Source organism: Citrobacter meridianamericanus (assembly GCF_041320245.1).
Classification (GTDB): domain Bacteria; phylum Pseudomonadota; class Gammaproteobacteria; order Enterobacterales; family Enterobacteriaceae; genus Citrobacter; species Citrobacter meridianamericanus.
The window spans coordinates 1,379,014-1,400,754 of sequence record NZ_CP101036.1 but is presented as its reverse complement, the minus strand read 5'-3'; the positions used below and the strand labels follow the sequence as shown (position 1 = coordinate 1,400,754).

General features: G+C 52.7%; 6 protein-coding genes, 1 other RNA gene and 1 pseudogene. All 8 read left to right on the top strand.

Annotated features, from left to right (window positions below; genetic code table 11):
* Window positions 1-397 precede the first annotated feature (397 nt).
* Complete coding sequence (locus NMD08_RS06640; protein WP_370619835.1) at window positions 398-11,662, top strand: BapA/Bap/LapF family large adhesin; 11,265 nt, start codon at window positions 398-400, stop codon at window positions 11,660-11,662.
* Window positions 11,663-11,762: 100 nt separating this feature from the next.
* Window positions 11,763-13,172, top strand: coding sequence for a TolC family outer membrane protein (locus NMD08_RS06635; protein ID WP_151218121.1), 1,410 nt, complete (start codon window positions 11,763-11,765; stop codon window positions 13,170-13,172).
* Complete coding sequence (locus tag NMD08_RS06630) at window positions 13,169-15,355, top strand: type I secretion system permease/ATPase (protein WP_370619833.1); 2,187 nt, start codon at window positions 13,169-13,171, stop codon at window positions 15,353-15,355. The genes NMD08_RS06635 and NMD08_RS06630 overlap by 4 nt, the downstream gene beginning before the upstream one ends.
* Before the next feature lie 7 nt (window positions 15,356-15,362).
* Window positions 15,363-16,526: an HlyD family efflux transporter periplasmic adaptor subunit gene (locus NMD08_RS06625; protein WP_151218389.1), complete on the top strand. Its 1,164-nt coding sequence runs from the start codon at window positions 15,363-15,365 to the stop codon at window positions 16,524-16,526.
* A 72-nt stretch (window positions 16,527-16,598) separates the two neighbouring features.
* Window positions 16,599-16,962: a transfer-messenger RNA gene (gene ssrA / locus NMD08_RS06620) on the top strand.
* Between the two features lie 165 nt (window positions 16,963-17,127).
* Entirely contained in the window at window positions 17,128-18,357 is a 1,230-nt protein-coding gene (locus NMD08_RS06615) for an integrase arm-type DNA-binding domain-containing protein (RefSeq protein WP_370619831.1), read from the top strand.
* Between the two features lie 878 nt (window positions 18,358-19,235).
* A pseudogene (locus NMD08_RS06610) lies at window positions 19,236-20,347 on the top strand (IS3 family transposase).
* 198 nt (window positions 20,348-20,545) lie between these two features.
* Window positions 20,546-21,736, top strand: coding sequence for a hypothetical protein (locus NMD08_RS06605; RefSeq protein ID WP_370619829.1), 1,191 nt, complete (start codon window positions 20,546-20,548; stop codon window positions 21,734-21,736).
* Window positions 21,737-21,741: the final 5 nt, after the last annotated feature.

The following is a 21,741-nucleotide window of genomic DNA, read 5'->3' as shown; positions in this document are numbered from 1 at the left end:
CAAGATCATAAATTCGTATTTTATTTTATTGAATAACACTATTATTACTGGCGTTTATTATATTATATAAAATCCAAATAAAGACAATTAATACAACAGGTTAACAAGTAAACCTCCGTTAAAATCATACTGGAAAGAATCCTTTTCAAATGACTAAATAGTTTTTTAAAATGGATAAGTTGCAGAATAGTTTCTTTCTGACTATATCATGTAATACGAAAGAACTATTCAGCCAAAAGGGCCCAAACGCAATACGTCAATAAAATAACATCTGCTTGACCTAATCAATGTAATTACATGTGTAAATTCATTTTTATGATGAACCGGGCCCCTGTCTGCTCATTTTCCCAGCGCTGTTGCGGATTAATACTCCCGGCATGCCATCAGGAGTGAACATATGCGTCTACTCGCCGTTGTATCAAAATTAACTGGCGTTTCCACAAATGTTGAAACCTCTGAAGTTACGCTCAGTTCACCTTCTATAGTGAAACTGTCGGTGTCGCGTGAGGAAGTAAGCCAACTGACACGCGTTAATCAGGATCTGGTTGTCACACTCCATTCAGGTGAAACCATCACCATTAAAAACTTCTACGTCGGAAAAGGTGATGCGCAAAACCAGCTTGTTCTGGAAGACAGCAATGGCGCGCTGTGGTGGGTCCAGGATACCGATGGCGCTTTCCACTTCCAGCATTTAGACGATCTCACTCCGCTGATGACAGCCGAAGGTGGTCATGAAGGTGGAGCTGTCTGGCCCTGGGTTCTTGGTGGGATCGCGGTTGTTGGTGGAATAGGCCTTGCTGCAGGAGGCGGTGGCGGTGGTGGCAGCGGTGGGAGTGATAACAATGCCGGAAACGGTAATAGTGGCAACAGCAACGGCAACGGCAATGGCAATGGCAATGGCAATGGCAATGGCAACGGTGATGGTGATGGTGATGGTAACGGCGATGGCGGCACTCCGCCAACGACAACACCTAACATACCAGGCGTGCCCGTTATTACCAGCGTAATCGATAATCAGGAGCTGATTACAGGTCCTGTCAATCAACAGGAATCTACCAACGATAATACGCCTACTCTCCAGGGCACCGGCCCCGCTAATGCCACCTTACATATTTTTGATAACGGTGTCGAAATAGGCCAGGTCACTATCGATGCCAACGGCAACTGGTCGTTTACGCCATCATCTCCGCTCGCGGACGGTACCCACCAGTTTACCGTCAGCGCCTCAGACAGTACGGGCAGCAGTGGAATGTCGGACAGTTGGGAAATTACTGTTGATACGCTTGCCCCCGACGCCCCTGTAGCGACAGAAGTCGCTGATGATTTTGGTTCAATCACCGGTCTTATCGCCAATAATGGCGTAACCGACGATGCCACACCAACGATCACTGGCACCGGCGAAGCAGGCAGTTTCATTAGTGTATCTGATAAAGGTATTCTGATAGGCATGGTCCAGGTGGATGACAATGGTTTCTGGACGTTTACACCGGACACGCCGCTCAGCGACGGTGTTCACAACCTGACGCTGACGCAAACAGATGCCGCAGGTAACGTGAGCGCGGAAACAACCGTGCCAACATTTACCGTTGATACGACTCCGCCTGCCGCCGCGATCATTTCTTCCGTTAATCCGGAAGGTACAACGGTAACCGGTAGCGCGGAAGCTGGAAGCCTGGTCATTATCATCGGCAGTAATAATCAGGTTTTAGGTTCTACAACGGTCGACCAAACCGGCAATTTCTCCATCGCGATTTCACCGTCACAGACGCACGGAGAAGCGCTGATAGCGAAGATCCAAGATCAGGCAGGTAATATCGGGCCAAATACGTCCTTCAATGCCACCAATTCAGGCTACCCGGGCGTACCCATTATCGTCAGCGTTATGGATGATGTCGCCCCCTCAACCGGGCCATTGAGCAACAATCAGGCTACCAATGACCCGACGCCCACGCTCTCAGGTATCGCAGACGCCAACAGCACGGTAAACATTTATAACAATGGCAGCCTGCTGGCGAGCGTTACTGCTGATGCTAACGGAAACTGGAACTGGGCTTCGCCAACCAACCTGCCTGATGGTCCTCACGCCTTTACCGTCGATGCAACGAACGCATCAGGAACCGGAGGAATGTCGGCAGCATTCACTATCAACATTGACACACAACCACCGTTGCCACCGGATGATCTGAGTGTATCCGCTGATGGCACTGTCGTCACCGGAACCACCGAGCCCGGCAATACCGTGGTTATCACCGACGCTGGCAATAATCCTATCGGCAGCGGTGTCGCCGGACCCGATGGCTCATTTTCTATCACTATTAACCCGCCGCAGACCAATGGCGAAACCATTACCGCTGTCGCTACCGACCCGGCAGGAAACCTAAGCCCATCGGAAACGGCGCTCGCGCCAGACATCACGGCCCCGCAGCCGCCTGCTAATCTGGTGATTAATCCCACTGGCGATCAAGTGACCGGCACCGCAGAACCCAACAGTACGGTGCATATCCTGGCTCCCGGCGGCGCGATTATTGGAACAGCAACCGCAGGCTCAGGTGGGAGTTTCACCGCCACGCTGGTTCCACCACAGACCAATGGAGAACATCTCGTCGCCAACGCGACGGACGCGGCAGGTAATACCAGCGCCAACAGCCCAGTTACCGCACCGGATACCACTGCGCCTGATGCGCCAACTGGCGTCACCGTCTCAGGAGACGGCAGTTCTGTGAGTGGACATGCTGAAGCGGGGAGCACCGTCACCGTCAAAGACAGCAACGGTAACCAGATTGGCGTAGGCCAGGCTGACAGCGGCGGCAACTTCGCCGTGTCTATAACACCGTCGCAAAAGAACGGCGAAACGGTAAACGTCACCGCAACGGACAGCAGCAATAACGAGAGTCTGCCGACTTCCGCGTTGGCGCCGGATATCACCGCCCCCGACACCCCGATCATTACCGCCGTGACGGATGACCAGCCCATGTACCAGGGCCCTCTCAATAACGGCGACGTCACCAACGATAGCAAGCCTAAACTGGAAGGCACCGCCGAAGCGGGTTCTCAGGTCAAAATTTACGATAACGGCACCCTGCTAACAACCATTACCGCTGATATCAACGGTAACTGGAACTATACACCCACCTCTGCGTTGGGCCAGGGGGCGCACGTATTTACAGTGACGGCAACCGATGCCGCCAACAATACCAGCAGCGCGGCAAGCTGGAAAATCATTGTCGATAGCATCGCGCCGACAGCACCCGCCATTACATTGGTGAACGACGATGTCGGGACGATAACCGGCAATGTCGCCAACAATGGCGGCATCACCAATGACAACACGCCGACGATTTCAGGTACCGGTGAACCCGGTTCGTTGGTCAGTTTGTTTGATAATGGCGTTTTGCTAAATACTGTCCTGGTCACCAGTTCCGGCACATGGCGCTATACGGTGCCGGATAGCGCTCCACTCACTGATCGGGTGCATAATTTCACGGTATCGGCCACGGACATGGCAGGTAACGTCACCACCTCACCAATCGTGGTGTCTGTTACGGTGGATACGCAAGCGCCCGCCGCACCTGTCATTGTCAGTATGACGGATGATGTCGGTAGCATCCAAAGCGATCTGCCCACCAACAAGAGTACGGACGATACTCTGCCAAAACTGAACGGTACGGGGGTTGCAGGTTCAACCGTCACGCTCTATGACGGTACGACGCCTGTTGGCAGCGTGGTAGTGCCGCCTGGAGGTAACTGGAGCATCCAGTTGACTCAACCGCTAAGCGAAGGGCCACACACTCTGACAGCCGTGGCGACGGATGCCGCAGGTAATGCCAGCGCGCCGGGAAGCTTTACGTTAACCATTGATACCACCCCACCAGCGGCTCCGGTGATTACCGTCGGTGAAGGAATCGTGGGCAACACCACCGTTGCTCTGGCGAACGGAGGTAGTACGAAAAGTACCGCACCGGCCCTCTCCGGTACGGGTGAGACGGGCGCAACCATTACTATTTTTGACAATAACGCCAGTATTGGTATCGCCACCGTTCAGCCAAATGGCACCTGGACATTTACCCCGGCCCCCGTACTCATAGAGGGTCCACACAAATTTACCGCCACGGCAACTGACGCTGCAGGTAATACGGGGATCCCATCGGCTAGTTTCACTCTGACGGTAGACAACACCCCTCCCGCTCAGCCTGGTGCCCCCATCATTACTGACGATGCGGCTCCGATAACAGGCGTAGTCACGAATGGCAATACCAACGACACCACGCCTACCTTTAGCGGCACCGGCACGGCTGGTGATGTGATCTCGGTGTATCTCGACGGTAGTGCCACGCCGCTGGGCACCACAAAAGTTGGCGCAGATGGCACCTGGAGCTTTACACCAACCACACCTATTAATCCGGACACTTATCAGGTTACCGTTACCGCAACCGATCCAGCGGGCAACGTCAGCCAGGCTTCGACTCCTGTTACCCTGAACATTGATATTACCCCTCCCGCAACGCCCACAATCCTTGCCGCAAATGACGACGTAGGCGCTGTTCAGGGAGACATCGCAGCAAACGGCACTACCGATGACAGCACACCAACTGTGCGCGGAACCGGCGAAAGCGGCTCGATCATTACGCTGTATAACGGCACGACGGTTATCGGCACCACCACCGTCGTGAATGGTTTGTGGAGCATCACACCGACGACGGCGCTCTCCAATGGCACCTACACGCTGACGGCGGTTGCCACCGATGCCGCTGGCAACCCCAGCAATGCATCAAATAGTATCTCGTTTACGGTGAATTCGACGCCGCTTACCGCCCCGCTGGTGACAGATATCGAGGATAACGTCGGCGTGATTACCGGTACACTCGGCAGTGGCAGCGTGACGGACGATCTCTCACCGACCGTCAGCGGTACCGGAACGCCGGGTAGTACGATCCTAATCTATGATAATGGCAATCCCATCCCGCTGATCATCACAATGGTGGGAGCCGATGGTAAGTGGAGCGTGGACGTCCCACTCTCGGCCAACGTGAAACACACGCTGACCTTTGGCGCGCAGGATGCAGCAGGTAATAGCCTCCCGGCGGCCAACCCGATCGTTATAACAACCGATACGCAAGCGCCGGGCGCCCCCGCTGTAGACACCATAGATAATAGCGGTACGCTGGTGAGCGGGACAGCCGAACCGGGCAGCACCGTCATCATCAGAAACGGTACAACGGTGCTGGGCCAGGCCGTCGCAGATAGCATTACCGGCGCTTACACCGTCACAATTTCACCGGCACAGACGGCGGGTGAATCATTGAACGCAATTGCCCAGGATCCAGCGGGTAACCAAAGCGGAGAAACACCGTTTACCGCCTCAATCTCGGGCCTTCCGCATCCGCCAACTCTGCAAATTATCGACGATGTTGCCCCCGGAACAGGTGATATTGGCAACGGGAAAACCACCAATGACACGCAGCCAACCTTACAAGGCGTGGCAACCGCCGGAGCTGATGTAAATATCTACCAAAACGGGCTCCTGCTGACCACCGTCCCGGCTGACGCGAGTACCGGTGCCTGGAGCTACACCCTCCCCACTGCGCTGGCAGACGGCACAACCTGGAGCTACGCTGTGTCGCAAACGGTGGGAAGTGACACCAGCGGCAAGTCGCCAAACTATGTCATTACTATCGATACCACCGCGCCGCTTGCGCCGAGCATCACCGCCGTTACTGATGACGTCGCCCCTGTAACGGGTAACGTCGGCAGTGGACAAAGCACCAACGACGCGCGTCCAACACTGAGTGGTTCAGGCGAGATTGGCGCGACCATTACGGTTTATGACGGTGGCGTATCCATCGGTACCACTACCGTTAACAGCAGCGGAAACTGGAGCTTTACCCCGCAGAACGCCCTGAATGACGGCTCTCATACTTTCACCGTACGCGCCACCGACGCCGCCGGAAATCAGGGGCTCGCATCAGCCCCCTATCCGATAACGGTTGATACAGGCCTGCCTTCAGCACCGGTCATTGTGTCGGTAACCGATGATGTAGGTGTAACATCCACGCTCATTTCCGGGCAGACAACCAACGATAATACGCCAACCCTGGCAGGTACCACCGAAGCCAATAGCCTGGTCACTCTTCGCGATAACGGCACGGTGATTGGCACCACCACCAGCGACGGAAGCGGCAACTGGAGCTTTACGCCTTCTCCGGCACTCGGCGAAGGCAATCACGCGCTGACCGCCACGGTCACGGACGCTGCTGGCAACGTTAGCCCGGCGACAGCGCCGTTCTCGCTGTTGGTCGACACACTCCCGCCAGCAGTACCAACGATTGTGTCAGTCATCGACGATCAGCCGGGAAGCACGCTGTTGACCAACGGCCAACTGACTAATGATGCCCAACCCACGCTGAGTGGCACGACCGAAGCTAATGCTATTGTCACCATTCGTAGTAACGGAACGATCATTGGCACCGCAAATGCCGATGGCTCCGGTAGCTGGAGCTTCACCCCAACAAACGCGCTGGCGCAGGGGGAAAATATCTTTACGGTGACCGCGACGGATGCAGCGGGCAACACCAGCGGAGCTTCTGCCTCGTTCACCGTTTTGGTCGATTCGATTGCGCCGACAGCACCGATAATTCTGACCGTTCAGGACAACACAGCCCCGACAACCGGGCCTATCTCTAACGGGCAAATCAGTAACGAAAGTCGCCCGGCGCTCAGCGGTACGGGTGAAGTTGGCGCGACCATTACTGTCCTGAGCGATGGCCAACCCATTGGCACCACTATCGTCGGCGCGGGTGGAACCTGGAGCTTTACACCCTCAGCAGCGTTAGGTAACGGCCTGCATACGCTGACCGCCACGGCGACAGATAGCGCAGGCAATACCAGCCTTCCTTCAGGTGGCTTTACCTACACCGTCGACACGCTGGCACCGACAGCACCAGCTATTACTCAGGCCGCCGATGATTTCGGGTCGCAGCAAGGGAACTTAACCAACGGTCAGTCAACGGATGACGCACGCCCCGCCTTGAGCGGCACGGCCGAAGCCAATGCCACGGTGAGAATTTACGATAACGGAGCGTTTATCGGTTTAACCACAGCAGATGGCACGGGCGCCTGGAGCTTCACGCCGGGAACCGCGCTTGGCAACGGGAATCACACGCTGACAGCGACAGCAACCGACGCGGCTGGAAACGTAAGCCCAACGTCCGCTGGATTTAACATCGTTGTTGATACCGTGGCCCCGCTAGCGCCAACAATTATCCAGGCTTTTGATGACGTACTGCCAGGTACCGGAACGCTGTCGAACGGTGCTTACACCAATGATACCCGTCCCGTACTGAACGGTTCGGCGGAAGCCGGTGCCCGGATAACTATCTACGATAATGGCACGCTGCTGGCAACAGTAACTGCGGCGATAGACGGCAGCTGGGAATATCTGCCGGCTACGCTGAGCAACGGTCAGCACGTGTTTACCGCTATCGCCGCCGATGCCGCCGGGAACGTGAGCCCCATATCAGGCGGGTTTACTCTTAATGTCGACACCATTGCGCCTTCCGTCCCGCTGCTGGTCTCAGTGGTAGATGATGTCGCAGGCGGCGTGTTCAATGCGGCGCTCAGCAACGGACAACTGACCAATGATGCACGCCCGACTCTAAACGGTACCGCTGAGGCAGGCAGCACTGTCAGCATCTATGACGGCAGCACCCTGCTGGGCACGGCGCTGGTGCAAAGCAATAACAGCTGGTCGTTCACCCCCACCACACCACTGGCGAATGGATCGCACACGTTCACCGTCACCGCCACCGATGCGGCGGGCAACACCAGCGGTGCGACGGCAGGCTTTAACGTGGTGGTCGACACCACGGCACCGGCGCAGCCTTCAATCAGCAATATTATTGACGATGTTGGACCAAACACGGGGGCGATTGGCAGTAATCAGCCAACCAACGACGCACGCCCAACGTTAAACGGCACCACCGAGGCCAACGCGCGGGTCGATATTTATGATAATGGCACCTTTGTCACCAGCGTGACAGCGGACGGCAGCGGCAACTGGAGCTACACCCCGGCTACCGCACTGGCACAAGGTACCCACTCGTTTACCATCACCGCAACGGACAGTGCGGGGAATACCAGTGGTACATCGTCTGCGGCAGCGATTGTGGTCGATACCGTCGCCCCGGGCATCCCTACGGGGCTGGCGGTCAACGCCAACGGCACCACGCTTACTGGCATTGCCGAACCAAACAGCACGGTCATTATTACCTCCAGCGGCGGAACGGTGATCGGTACGGCAACCGCCAACGGCTCCGGTAATTTCACTTTCACGCTGAATCCACCCCAAATCAGTGGGCAAACGCTGCTGGTTAGCGCACAGGACGCCGCAGGCAACATCGGCACGGCGGGTAACGTGCTCGCACCGTTTACCGGCGTACCGCCTGCGCCGGTTATTGCCAGCGTGTTCGATGACGTCGGCACGATCACGGGGCTGGTCGCGGCCGGAAAAACCACCAATGATACCCTGCCTACGCTCAGCGGAACGGCACAGGCTAACGCCATCATCAATCTGTACAACAATGGCGCGCTCATGGGCACCACGACCGCAGACGGTAACGGGCTCTGGAGCTTTACGCCATCCGGCGCGCTCAGCGAAGGCAGCCACGCGTTTACCGCCACGGCAACAAACGTCAACGGCGCAAGCGGGTTGTCCAGTTCGTTCAGCGTGATTGTGGATACCACGCCACCGACCGCGCCAACGATACTGATCAGCGCCGATGGCGGTACCGTCAGCGGCGTCGCCGAAGCGGGAAGCACGGTCACCATCTCTCTACCCGGCGGCACCAGCGTGACAGCAATCGCCAACGGCAGCGGTGTTTACAGCGTCAACCTGCCGGTTCGCCAGATTGAAGGGCAGTCGCTGTCCGCCACGGCAACCGATGCAGCGGGAAATACCTCATCGCCAACAAGCGCTATCGCGCCGGTATTGCCGCTGCTGGCTGAAGACAATGTCACCAGTCTGCCACTACAAACCGATGTGATCGTCAGCACCGAGCATCAAAGCGATTATGGCTTCCTGTTGGTTAATGCGCTGGGAAATGTCGCCAACGTGCTGGGGAACGATACAGCAGCCGTCAATTTCAGCATCGCCCCTGGCGGCAGCGGATCCATTACGATCAATGCCGCCGCCACCGGCGTGGTCCTGTCGCTGCTGAGCACCATGGAAATTGTCATCCAGCGCTTTGACACCGCGCTGAATGCCTGGGTAACGGTGGTGGATACCGGTAAACCAGACTTTGCCAGCCTGCTCACCCTGGGCGCCTCAGGGGTTACGCTCAATTACAGCGGACTGACTGGTGGTGATTACCGTGTGGTCAGCTACAACACCAACCTGCTGGCTACCGGGGCATACACCAGCCTTGATGTCTCGGTGGTGAAAGCCAGCGCAGGGACCATCATTGGCGGTACCACAGAATCCGGCAACATCATCACGGATACCGATCCCGCTAACGGGCAAGATAATGCACCTTCCGGCACGCTGGTCACCGCCGTTACTGACGGTAACGGCAACGTCGTGAACGTCCCGGCGGGCGGCATTGATGTGCAGGGGAAATACGGCATTCTGCATATCAACCAGAATGGTAGCTACACCTATACCCTGACCAATACGTCAATCTCAGTGTATGGACGTTCCGAAAGCTTCACCTACACGCTAAAGCATGGCAGCGATCACTCCTCGGCAAAACTGGTGGTCACGCTGGGTCAGGCCCCAACCACCAGTACGGTAACGGCGGCAGACGATGTGGCTGCGCTGACTTACGGGACGCAGGTCATCGCAGTTGATCATGGCTCATCCCAACAAACCGGCTTCACCCTCGCCAGCGTTGGGCTCGGCAATGTGCTGGACGTGAGTCTGGTCAACGGTCTGACTAACCCGATTAAGTTCAACGTTGACGATGGCGCAACCCGCACGTTAACTGTCAAGGCCAGCGTTCTTGGCGTAACGGTGGGCGGTTTTGATCTCTATGTTTATCGTTTCAACGAATCTATTCAGCAGTATGAACAGTTCCGCGTGAAGCCCAATTGGGTCACGGCGCTGTTGGGTGGCAACTCAACGGACTACACCATCACCCTGCCGGGCGGTGACTATCTGTTCCTGCTTAACGCTTCCGGCGGCCTGACGCTGCTGACCGGCTATACCCTGAATATTCTGGCCGATCATACCTACGCCGTTGACAGCCTGAGTGCGGCAACCAATGGAAATCTGCTGGCCAACGACTCGGCTCCGGCTAATAGCGTTATCACCGAAGTGAACGGTGTCACCGTGAATGGGACGGGCACGACCACGATTAATGGGCAGTACGGCACGCTGACTATTGATGCAAAAGGGAACTATACCTACACGCTGAAAAGCGGACTGGGCGCAGACGGTATCAACACGCCGGACAGCTTCGTGTATAAGGTCAGGGCACCAAATGGCGATACCGGCAGCGCGTCACTGAACATTACAGCAACCCCGCAGGCGCTGGATGCCGTAAACGACATCAGCAGTCAAATGGCAGTCACCACGCAGGCGGATACTTCCCGGTCGTTCACCGATAGCAGCGTTGGGAGTGCCAGCTGGAACGCCCAACTCCTTTCACCTACCTCACAAAATGGTACCGGCGTCATTGAGGTCGCGACGGGAACGGCGGTGCAAAACGCCATACTGCATTTTAACGTTGCTTCAGGTCTGACGCTGGGCGGGCTAACCGTCACCTGGGCGCTGTATGACAGCAACAACGTCAAGGTTGCCGGCAGCTCATTCAATGGTGGATTACTGGTTGGCGGCAATATCGATATTGCCCTGAGCGGGGTAGTGCTGCACCCCGGCAACTATCGCCTCGACTACACCGGCAGCGTCGGGGCTCTGGGGGTGGGGAATATCACCATCACCCCCAGCGTAAAAGGCACGATAATCGACCTGCAGAACTTCGAGACTTCCGCAGCAAACAGCGTCACTGGCAATATTTATGACGGAGACCATATTGCCAGCGTACATACTCTGCTGACGGTGAACGGCGCGGGCGGTAGCACCGCCACGCTGGATCCGCTGAGCAGCACGACCAGCGCCATCATTAACGGGCTATACGGCAAACTGACCATTGGAATTGATGGTCATTACACCTACGCCCTCAACAGCGATGTCTCACTCTCCACCATCATCACCAAAGAGACATTTACCTACACCCTTAACGACCAGAATGGTCATACCGATACCGCAACGCTAACTATCAACATGAATCCGCAGGTGGTGAGCACCGTCGATGCCGATCGTTTTACCGGCAGTGTCTACGGCGATACGCTGATTTATCACCTGCTTAATGCCAACGACGCTACCGGTGGTAACGTTGGCAATGTTGGCGTTGGACCTACCGACACCTGGACCAACTTCTCGCTGGCCCAGGGCGACAAAATCGATATCGGCGACCTGCTGGTGGGCTGGAACGGACAGAACGCGACGCTCGGTAACTACCTCACCGTGACCACTAACGGTAACAACACGGTAATTGCCATCGACCGCGACGGTACGGGCAACACTTATCACTCAACCAATCTCATAACGCTGGAGAACGTACACACCACGCTCGATGAGCTGGTGCAACAAAATCACATTGTGCCCTGACGTTAACGTATAGCGTTAAAGCGCCATAACTACAGCCCCGGATGCCATGACGTCCGGGGCAATAACAGTCGTCGCTGCCGTATTTTGTAAGGGATAATCTATGAGAAATGTCGCGCCTGTTGCCTTGCTGCTGGCATTAACGCTCTGTGCCATGCGGGTGAATGCCGAAGATGAACCGCAAATTATTACGCCGGAAGGTCTGGCCACCAGCCAGATGCTTCCCTCGCTGGACGGCGCGGTTGCCGATCTGCCGCTTAGTGCCGCCGCTCCCGGCAGCCTGACGCTCAATGACGCGGTGAGTCGCGCCGTGAGCTGGCATCCTTCTATTCGTGAATCCATCGGCAAGCTGCTCTCACAAAATGAGCAGATCGACGTGGCGAAATCAAAATATTATCCGCAGGTTTCTGCCGGAATGAACAACGGTTACAGCAATACTTACACCGACCACGGCTTTAGCCCGGCGCTGGTAATTTCGGTGTCGCAAATGCTGTACGACTTCGGCAAAGTGGCAAGCCAGGTCCGCGCTGAAACTGCCGGAGCCGCACAACAGCAGGCGAATGTGCTACTCAGTATTGATACCATCGCTCATGCCACCGCCAATGCGATAGTCCAGGTGCAGACGTGGCAGCAAATGGTGGACGCCGCCGAAGAGCAACTTAACGCCCTGAACGGCATTGGCCGACTGACCCGCCAGCGTAATGATGAAGGGGCAACCTCACTGTCGGACGTGGTGCAAACCGATGCGCGTATCGAGTCCGCACGTTCTCAACTGGCGCAGTATCAAGCCAATCTCGACAGCAGCAAGGCAACGCTGATGAGCTTCCTCGGCTGGAACTCGCTTAACGGCATCAGCAATGAATTTCCGGTCAAACTGGACAGCAGTTGTGATGTAGTCAAACCAGAAGATAAACTGGTTCCTGCGGTGCTGGCGGCATGGGCGCAGGCGAATGTGGCGCAGGCAAACCTCGACTACGCCAACGCGCAGATGACGCCCACCATCTCTCTGGAGCCTTCGGTTCAGCACTATCTCAACGACAAATACCCCAGCCATGAGGTACTCGACAAAACCCAGTATTCTGCATGGGTAAAAGTTGAAATGCCGCTGTATCAGGGAGGCGGACTCACCGCCAGACGCAACGCCGCCAGCCACGCGGTAGAGTCTGCACAGTACTCCATCCAGCGCACCCGACTTGAAGTACGACAGAAATTACTTGAGTCCCGTAGCCAGGCAATGAGCCTCGCCACCGCCCTGCAGATTCTGCGTCGCCAACAGCGGTTGAGCGAACAAACGCGCGAGCTTTATCAACAGCAATATCTGGACCTTGGTTCGCGTCCACTGCTCGACGTGCTTAACGCTGAGCAGGAGGTATATCAGGCCCGTTTTGCCGAACTTCAGACTCAAAATCAGCTGCGCCAGCTACAGCTGAACTGCCTTTATAACACCGGCTCACTTCGTCAGGCGTTCGCCTTAAATAACCGCAGCATTCAATCGGTGGAGATCACGCTATGAGCGACGTCGATTCACATGCTAAAGATGCGATTAGTGAACACGCCCTGAGCCAGTGGGCGCAGGCGATGACGCATATTGCCAGCCACTATCGCGTTACCTGTTCGCCAGGCGCAATCCAGGCCAACGCCCCGTGGTTTGCAGGAAAAAGTCGGGCGATGGCTCTGTCACAGCTGGCGCGGCAGGCGGGACTGTCATTTCATGCGCTGGATACTGCTGCACAGGCGTTCGGTCAGTGGCGTTTACCAGTGATAGCGGAACTGCGCGACGGCCAACTGATGGTGATAGAACATTTCAACGGTGAAGATGTCCTGGATGTTTTTATCATCGTCGATGAGGGCCAGCGTAACCGACTCGCGGTTGCAGAACTTTTGCCAGAGATCGTAAGCATTACCGCACTGCGTCCGCTGTCGGCGCTGAAGGATAGTCGGGTTGACCGCTATATTTCGCGCTTCAAGCCCGACTGGATGCGCGAACTGGTATTACAGGACATCCGCCCTTACCTGCCGGTCATGATTGCCGCCTTTCTGATTAACGTCCTGTCGCTCGCCGGGATTATCTTTTCGATGCAGGTTTATGACCGGGTAATCCCCGCCCAGTCTTATCCAACGCTGTATGTTCTCTCAACCGGCGTTCTGGTCGCAGTACTGTTTGGTTTTCTGCTGCGCGAAGCGCGTACCCACATAATGGACCTGCTCGGCAAACGCGCCGATATGCGCATTTCCGATCGCGTGTTTAGCCACGCCTTGCGGCTGCGCAACAGCGCCGTCCCCCGTTCGACAGGGAGCTTTATTTCTCAACTGCGCGAGCTGGAACAGGTTCGTGAGATGATCACTTCCTCGACTATGTCGACCATTGTCGATCTGCCGTTTTTCTTTCTGTTTATCGTAGTGCTGGCCTGTATTGCCCCGCCACTAGCGTGGATAGCCCCCGTCGCTGCCTTGTTGATGATTCTGCCTGGCTTGCTGTTACAGAAAAAGCTGGCAGTGCTTGCCAACCAGGCTGCGCATGAATCCACTCTGCGCAACGCGGTGCTGGTCGAGAGCGTTCAGGGGCTGGAAGACATCAAGCTGATGCAGGCGGAAAACCGCTTTTTACAGCAGTGGAACAGCTATATCCGTATTACTGGAGAGTCAGGGCTGCGCACGCGTAAGCTCACTCAGGGGCTGATTGGCTGGGGCATGTCGGTGCAAAGCCTGGTCTACGCCGCCATCATTATGTTCGGCGCGCCGATGGTCATTGAAGGTACGATGACCACCGGGGCCGTGGTGGCGGCATCGATGCTCGGTTCCAGAATGATTGCCCCAATGGCTAACCTGTGCGGTGTGCTGGCCCGCTGGCAACAGGTGAAGGCGGCGAAGGTGGGGTTGGACAGCATCATGCAGCTCCCCACCGAAACGCAGTACGATGAAGACCGCGTGCATCAGGAGACTTTTCACGGCCATTATCTGTTTGAAAACGCACACTTCCGCTACCACAGCGACGATCAGCGCGTTCCACTGCGGATCTCGCGTCTGGAGGTCATGCCCGGCGAACGGGTGGCGATCCTCGGGCGTAACGGCGCCGGAAAATCAACGCTGCTACAGGCCATGGCAGGTGGCGTGGAGATTATCCAGGGTGATGTCCGGCTCGATAACCTGAGCCTGGCACAAATCGACATGGCCGATTTACGCCGTAACATCGGTTTTCTCAGCCAGAATGCGCGGCTGTTTTTCGGTACCTTGCGCGAGAACCTGACCCTCGGCGCACCGCATGCCAGCGACGCACAGATCTTCGACGCGCTGGAGGTCAGCGGCGCGGCGGCTTTCGTTAAACAGCTCGCCAAAGGACTAGCGCATCCTATTATGGAAGGCGGCAGCGGTTTATCCGGCGGCCAACGGCAGTCGATCCTGCTGGCAAGAATGCTGCTGCGCTCACCCAATATTGTGCTGCTCGACGAACCCAGCGCCTCGTTAGATGAACATACCGAACGGGAGTTTATTCAGCGCCTGAACCTGTGGCTGGGCAACCGCACATTGATTGTTGCAACCCATCGCGTTCCGGTTCTGGAACTGGTCGAACGCGTGGTGGTGTTGAAAGAAGGCCAACTGGTCATGGATGCCCCGAAAGCGCAGGCGTTGAATGCGAGCCGGGCACCTGCCCCAACTCACGGTCGGGAGTGGAAAAATGAAAACCAATCCGCATGACGCCGCCATGGACGACCTCGATATTCGCCGCGAGCACCGTTTTTCCGGGGCCAGCCGCATTATTCTGCTCAGCACGCTACTGTTTGCTGTCCTGGGGATCTGGGCGTATTTCGGCAAGCTGGATGAAGTCTCGACCGGCAGCGGGAAAGTGATCCCCAGCTCGCGTGAACAGGTCTTGCAGTCACTGGATGGCGGTATTCTCGCCGAGCTGACAGTCCGTGAGGGAGATAAAGTTCAGGCCAATCAAATTGTGGCGCGCCTCGACCCCACCCGTTCGGAGTCCAACGTTGGGGAAAGCGCCGCCCGCTATCGTGCCTCGCTGGCTTCCAGCGCAAGGCTCAATGCCGAAGTTAACGATCTGCCACTGGTCTTTCCCGATTCACTGCGCGCCTGGCCGGAACTTATCGCTTCCGAAACGCGTTTGTATAAAAGCCGTCGCGCGCAGCTTGCTGATTCTATGGCTGAGCTACAGGATGCGCTGGTTTCGGTAAATAAAGAACTGGCCATTACTCAGCGGCTGGAGAAAAGCGGTGCCGCCAGCCACGTAGAAGTGCTGCGCCTGCAACGCCAAAAAAGCGATCTGGGATTAAAAATCACCGACCTGCGCTCGCAATACTTCGTGCAGGCACGGGAAGCACTGTCAAAAGCCAACGCCGAAGTGGATATGCTGGCGGCTATTTTAAAAGGTCGAGAGGATTCCGTGACCCGCCTGACCGTGCGCGCGCCGATGCGCGGTATTGTAAAAAATATCCAGGTCACCACCATTGGCGGCGTTATTCCGCCTAACGGCGAGATGATGGAGATTGTACCGCTGGACGATCATCTGCTGATAGAAACCCGCCTGTCTCCGCGCGATATCGCGTTCATCCACCCCGGGCAGCGGGCGCTGGTGAAGATAACCGCCTATGATTACGCTATTTACGGCGGTCTGGAAGGCGTAGTCGAAACCATCTCCCCGGACACCATCCAGGACAAAGTGAAACCAGAAATTTTCTACTACCGCGTGTTTATCCGTACCCATCAGGACTTCTTGCAGAACAAACTCGGACGCCATTTCTCCATCGTACCGGGCATGATTGCTACCGTGGATATAAAAACAGGTGAAAAAACCATCGTCGACTATTTAATCAAACCATTTAATCGTGCAAAAGAAGCACTGCGCGAGCGGTAAATCCTTGAGGATTAGGGGTTGCAGGGGCTGGTCACGCGTGTCACAAGTCTGTTATACTTGCTCTCACACATTGGGGCTGATTCTGGATTCGACGGGATTCGCGAAACCCAAGGTGCATGCCGAGGGGCGGTTGGCCTCGTAAAAAGCCGCAAAAAAATAGTCGCAAACGACGAAAACTACGCTTTAGCAGCTTAATAACCTGCTCTGAGCCCTCTCTCCCTAGCTTCCGCTCTTAAGACGGGGATCAAAGAGAGGTCAAACCCAAAAGAGATCGCGTGGAGGCCCTGCCTGGGGTTGAAGCGTTAAATCTAATCAGGCTAGTCTGGTAGTGGCGTGTCTGTCCGCAGGTGCCTGGCGAATGTAAAGACTGACTAAGCATGTAGTACCGAGGATGTAGGAATTTCGGACGCGGGTTCAACTCCCGCCAGCTCCACCAAACATTGATATACTGAAGTTCAGTAAAGTCTACTAAGCCCGCACAGCACAAGCTCTGCGGGCTTTTTTATGTCCATTAACGTCTAGTGAGAATTGCTGGGAACCATAAGTTATGGCACCCTGAATAGGACCCAACACAAAGGGTCCAAAAATCGAGGGTCCCAAAATGGCAAAACTCGCAAAAAAACTCACAGATACAGAAATCAAAAGCACCAAACCTTCAGACAAAGAAACCAACCTGTTTGACGGCGATGGTCTGATGCTACGAATCGCTCCCCTCTCAAGTGGAGGAAAGAAAAATTGGTACTTCAGGTATGCTGTGCCAGTGACCAAAAAGCGAACTAAAGTGTGCTTAGGAACCTATCCTCACCTCACCCTTGCAAGAGCCAGAGCTTTACGGGATGAATATCTCTCCCTGCTAGCCAATGGCATTGACCCTCAGGTCCACATCAACGATAAAGCAAATGCATTAAAGAGTGCGACTGAACACACCCTACAAGCCGTAGCAAGAAAATGGTTAGATGAGAAGGTCAAGACTTCAGGCATCTCAAAAGACCATGCAGAAGACATCTGGAGAAGCCTGGAGAGGAATATTTTTCCAGGTCTAGGTAATGTTCCTATCAATGAGATCCGACCTAAACTCTTAAAACAACATCTTGATCCTATTGAGCAACATGGGATTCTAGAAACCTTGCGGCGAGTCATTTCTCGATTAAATGAAATTTTCCGTTGGGCAGCCACTGAGGAACTTATCGAGTTCAATCCGGCTGACAATCTGGGGCAAAGGTTCAGTAAGCCTAAAAAACAGAATATGCCAGCATTACCCCCTTCCGAACTCCCCCGCTTCTTAGTTGCCCTAAACAATGCTTCTGTCCGTTTAGAAACACGATTATTGATTGAATGGCAGCTTCTCACATGGGTTCGTCCAGGCGAAGCAGTACGTGCAAGATGGTCTGATATAGATATGGACAATCATATGTGGAACATTCCAGCTGAGTTCATGAAAATGAAAAAACCTCATAAAGTTCCATTAAGTAAAGGTGCTATTCGAGTACTCAATACAATGGAGTCTATCAGTGGGCATCGCGAATGGATATTTCCCAGTATAAAAGCCCCACTCAATCATATGCATGAGCAGACAGCTAACGCAGCAATTATCCGTATGGGATTTGGTGGTGAGCTTGTAGCACATGGAATGCGATCTATAGCAAGAACAGCAGCAGAAGAATCAGGAAAATTCAGGACTGAGGTGCTCGAAGCAGCACTTGCCCACTCTAAAAAGGACGAAATCATTGCAGCATATAATCGTGCGGAATATATTTCAGAAAGAGAAAAGCTTATGCAATGGTGGAGTAATTATATTCAGTCACAACAACTTAAAACTTTCGCAGCCTAAATGGACGAAAGGCTACTCAAAAAAGTAGCCTTTCCAATATCCCCACAACATGGGGCCATTAGTAAACTGTACACAGTACAGGATACATTTCATAAACCATTCTGCATGACACACACTATTCATAATATATTTTAAACGATTGTCAACAGGAGGTAATGGTTTATTTCAAAAAACAGATTAAAAATATACCCTGATAAAAAATATTCCTCTCACTCTTTCTAAATAGAATTATTTAAAATCAGTACAAGTGAAGCTTGAAAGAACTGCATTAAAATTGCTTCGCTTGTACAAGCGAAGCAATAAATTCAGATCTTCACCTGCGCTGCAATCGAAGAATTTAAGGTCAACAGAAACGAAGCTACCTTTTTCATTTTGTAAAACATCTACTACAGTATTTTTGTCATCTTTTAATAAAGCAAGGGCTAACTCTACGAAGCCGCTGCGCTTGCTTCTCCGAGTTCCCCTTGCTTTTCAGCCCTTCGGTTAGAAAAGAACAGCCAGACCCAGTAAGTACATATCCATTGAATTGCGGCCAATGTTTTGCGACACATTGCTATAGAAAGGTAAACTTTGGCACGGAGCATTCAAGCTAACTGAGTTGAAGGTCCGCTGTGAGCGAAGTGCGGACGTTGAGGTTAGTTTCAAATCTGATGACTGTATGACTCATATCTTGATTTATTTATCAACAGCTAGCAGGTAAGGTTTAGAGTCCGATATAGCATAGAAAAAGCTAAAATTCATTCTCCTACTTATATGAGCAAGTGTTGTGGATCACAAAATCAGTACACCTAGATAACTTTGTAAGTATCCCGCATAATCGTGCCATTCACATTTAGAGATCCTCCGGCATAATCAATCTGCCAACAAAGGAGATCGCTATGCGTAAAGCCCGTTTTACTGAGCATCAGATCATTGCCGTAATTAAATCGGTTGAAGCCGGACGAACTGTTAAAGATGTCTGCCGGGAGGCCGGTATATCTGAAGCCACCTACTACAACTGAAAGTCCAGATACGGCGGCATGGAGGCTTCTGATATTAAAAAGATCAAGGATCTTGAGGACGAGAATCGGCGTCTCAAACAGATGTTTGCCGACCTGAGCCTTGAGAACCGGGCGCTGAAAGACGTTATCGAAAAAAAGCTTTAAAACCAGCCTTTAAGCGTGAGCTGGTCACTCATCTGATAACGACATTTGGATTCAGTATCCGTCAGGCCTGCCGGAGTCTGAACCTGAGCAGAACGGTTTACCATTACCGTCCGGATACCACGCGTGACGAACCCGTTATTGTCGCGTTGCAGGCAGTGGCAGAGCGATACCCACGGTACAGTTTTCCAAAACTTTTCCAGGTTCTGCGGCGGCAGGGATACCCGTGGAATCACAAAAGGATCCATCGTATTTATTGTCTGCTGAAGCTGAATTTTCGCCGTAAAGGCAAACAACGGTTGCCAGTGCGTAATCCCTCGCCACTGGCCACACCGGAAGCACTGAACCAGAGCTGGTCTGTCGATTTTATGCATGATGCCCTGGTCTGTGGCCGTCGTTTTCGCACGTTCAATGTCGTTGATGACTTTAACCGTGAGGCGTTGTCGATTGAAATCGATCTGAATCTGCCAGCTCTGCACGTCGTCCGGGTACTCGACAGAATCGCGGCAAATCGCGGCTATCCGGTCATGCTACGCATGGATAATGGTCCGGAATTTATCTCACTTGTACTTGCTGAATGGGCAGAGCAACATGCAGTAAAACTGGAATTTATTCAGCCGGGTAAGCCGACGCAGAACGCTTTTATTGAGCGCTTTAACCGAACATACCGTACAGAAATACTCGATTTTTATCTGTTCAGAACGCTGAATGAAGTGCGGGAAATCACGGAAAGATGGGTGTCAGAATATAACTGTGAACGCCCTCATGAATCACTGAACAATATGACGCCGGAGGAATATCGGCAACACAATCATTTGGCCGGGATCTCAAAAAATGCCTGGAACTAAAACTGGTCTATTTACAACTTGTTCCTGCTGTTCTTCATACGCGTATGGAGGTAGATCGCCGTTGTTCTTGTGAGGATGACGTTGTAAATATTCAAGGTGAGTTATCGTTTTGATGATGATCACTTGATATTGTCCACTGGTTGTCATTATACTCATCGAAAATAAACACTCCTCTTATAAAGTATATGAGCACATACAATGAAAAAAAATAAAATTAATATTGATAAATTGATATATCTAGATCAAAGGATCGTTGTTAATGAGTTCCAGCAGAAAACCTCTATAATCAAACGTGACAAAGATTATACGTTATGGGTTGATATCAACAATATCAAACCTGTAGATTTATATTGTTACCTGCAAGCTCGATTTGGAAAACCTAACGGGATGCAATCATTGTTCCGAGAGTATGACTCATCAAACCTTATTCATTGGGATTACACGTTTGATTACGAAGGTTATCGGATCACAATTATGTGCATGACCTATCGCATAGAGATACATAAATCAATAGATTTCCAAGACCAGAAATATGCAAAAGACGAATTCATCAAAGATTTAAAAGATGATTTTAGGAATTATGGCAAAAAAATCTCCACATTCAGGACTAAAGTGGAAACGTGGCATCTATTCATAAATCCTTTTAAAAGAATAAAAACCGCTATTGATTCAAATTTCGTAGAGTTAGATAACTTAAAGATTAATGAAATAAAATACCCCGAATTCAATAAATTTAATAATAGAACAAAGAAAGAAATGTCCATCGCTGGAGAGAAGTTCTCCAAAGCCAATACGTTAGGTATTAATATATCCTTAACACTACCTATATATGCTGAAGCATTCATTAACTTTTTAATTTTCACCCTCGCAAAAGTTAATGCATATGAAAATAAAGAGGATTATGAATCGTTTATACGTAGCCCAATAAATGAACGCATGAGAAACTTGCATCTCAAGTGTAAACATTTCCATTGCGCTGTTGATTATAACAATAATGAGGCATGCAAAGAATTTCAATCGATAATGAATATCAGGAATGAAATGTTACATGGAAATGTAAACCCAAATACTAATCATTTTGATACCGTATATTTTGATGACAGAACTCCGCTCTTTGCTAAATTTACTGATTTAGCTTTTGACTCCTACCTTGCATCTCAAACAGGAATTGAATATCATACTTTACTGACAAGATATGAGAGCATACAAAACTTCATTTCTTATGTTTTAACATGTTTGGAATTAAATGCTGCCAAACAAATTATGGATATGTTAGATGAACCCTACCCTGGATGGAATCCAAAAACTAAAAGATTAGGAAAACTTTTCGCAGATAAAGCTATCGACTTTCAAATCGATATAGGCAAAAAAATAAAAATTATTAATTAATTTTA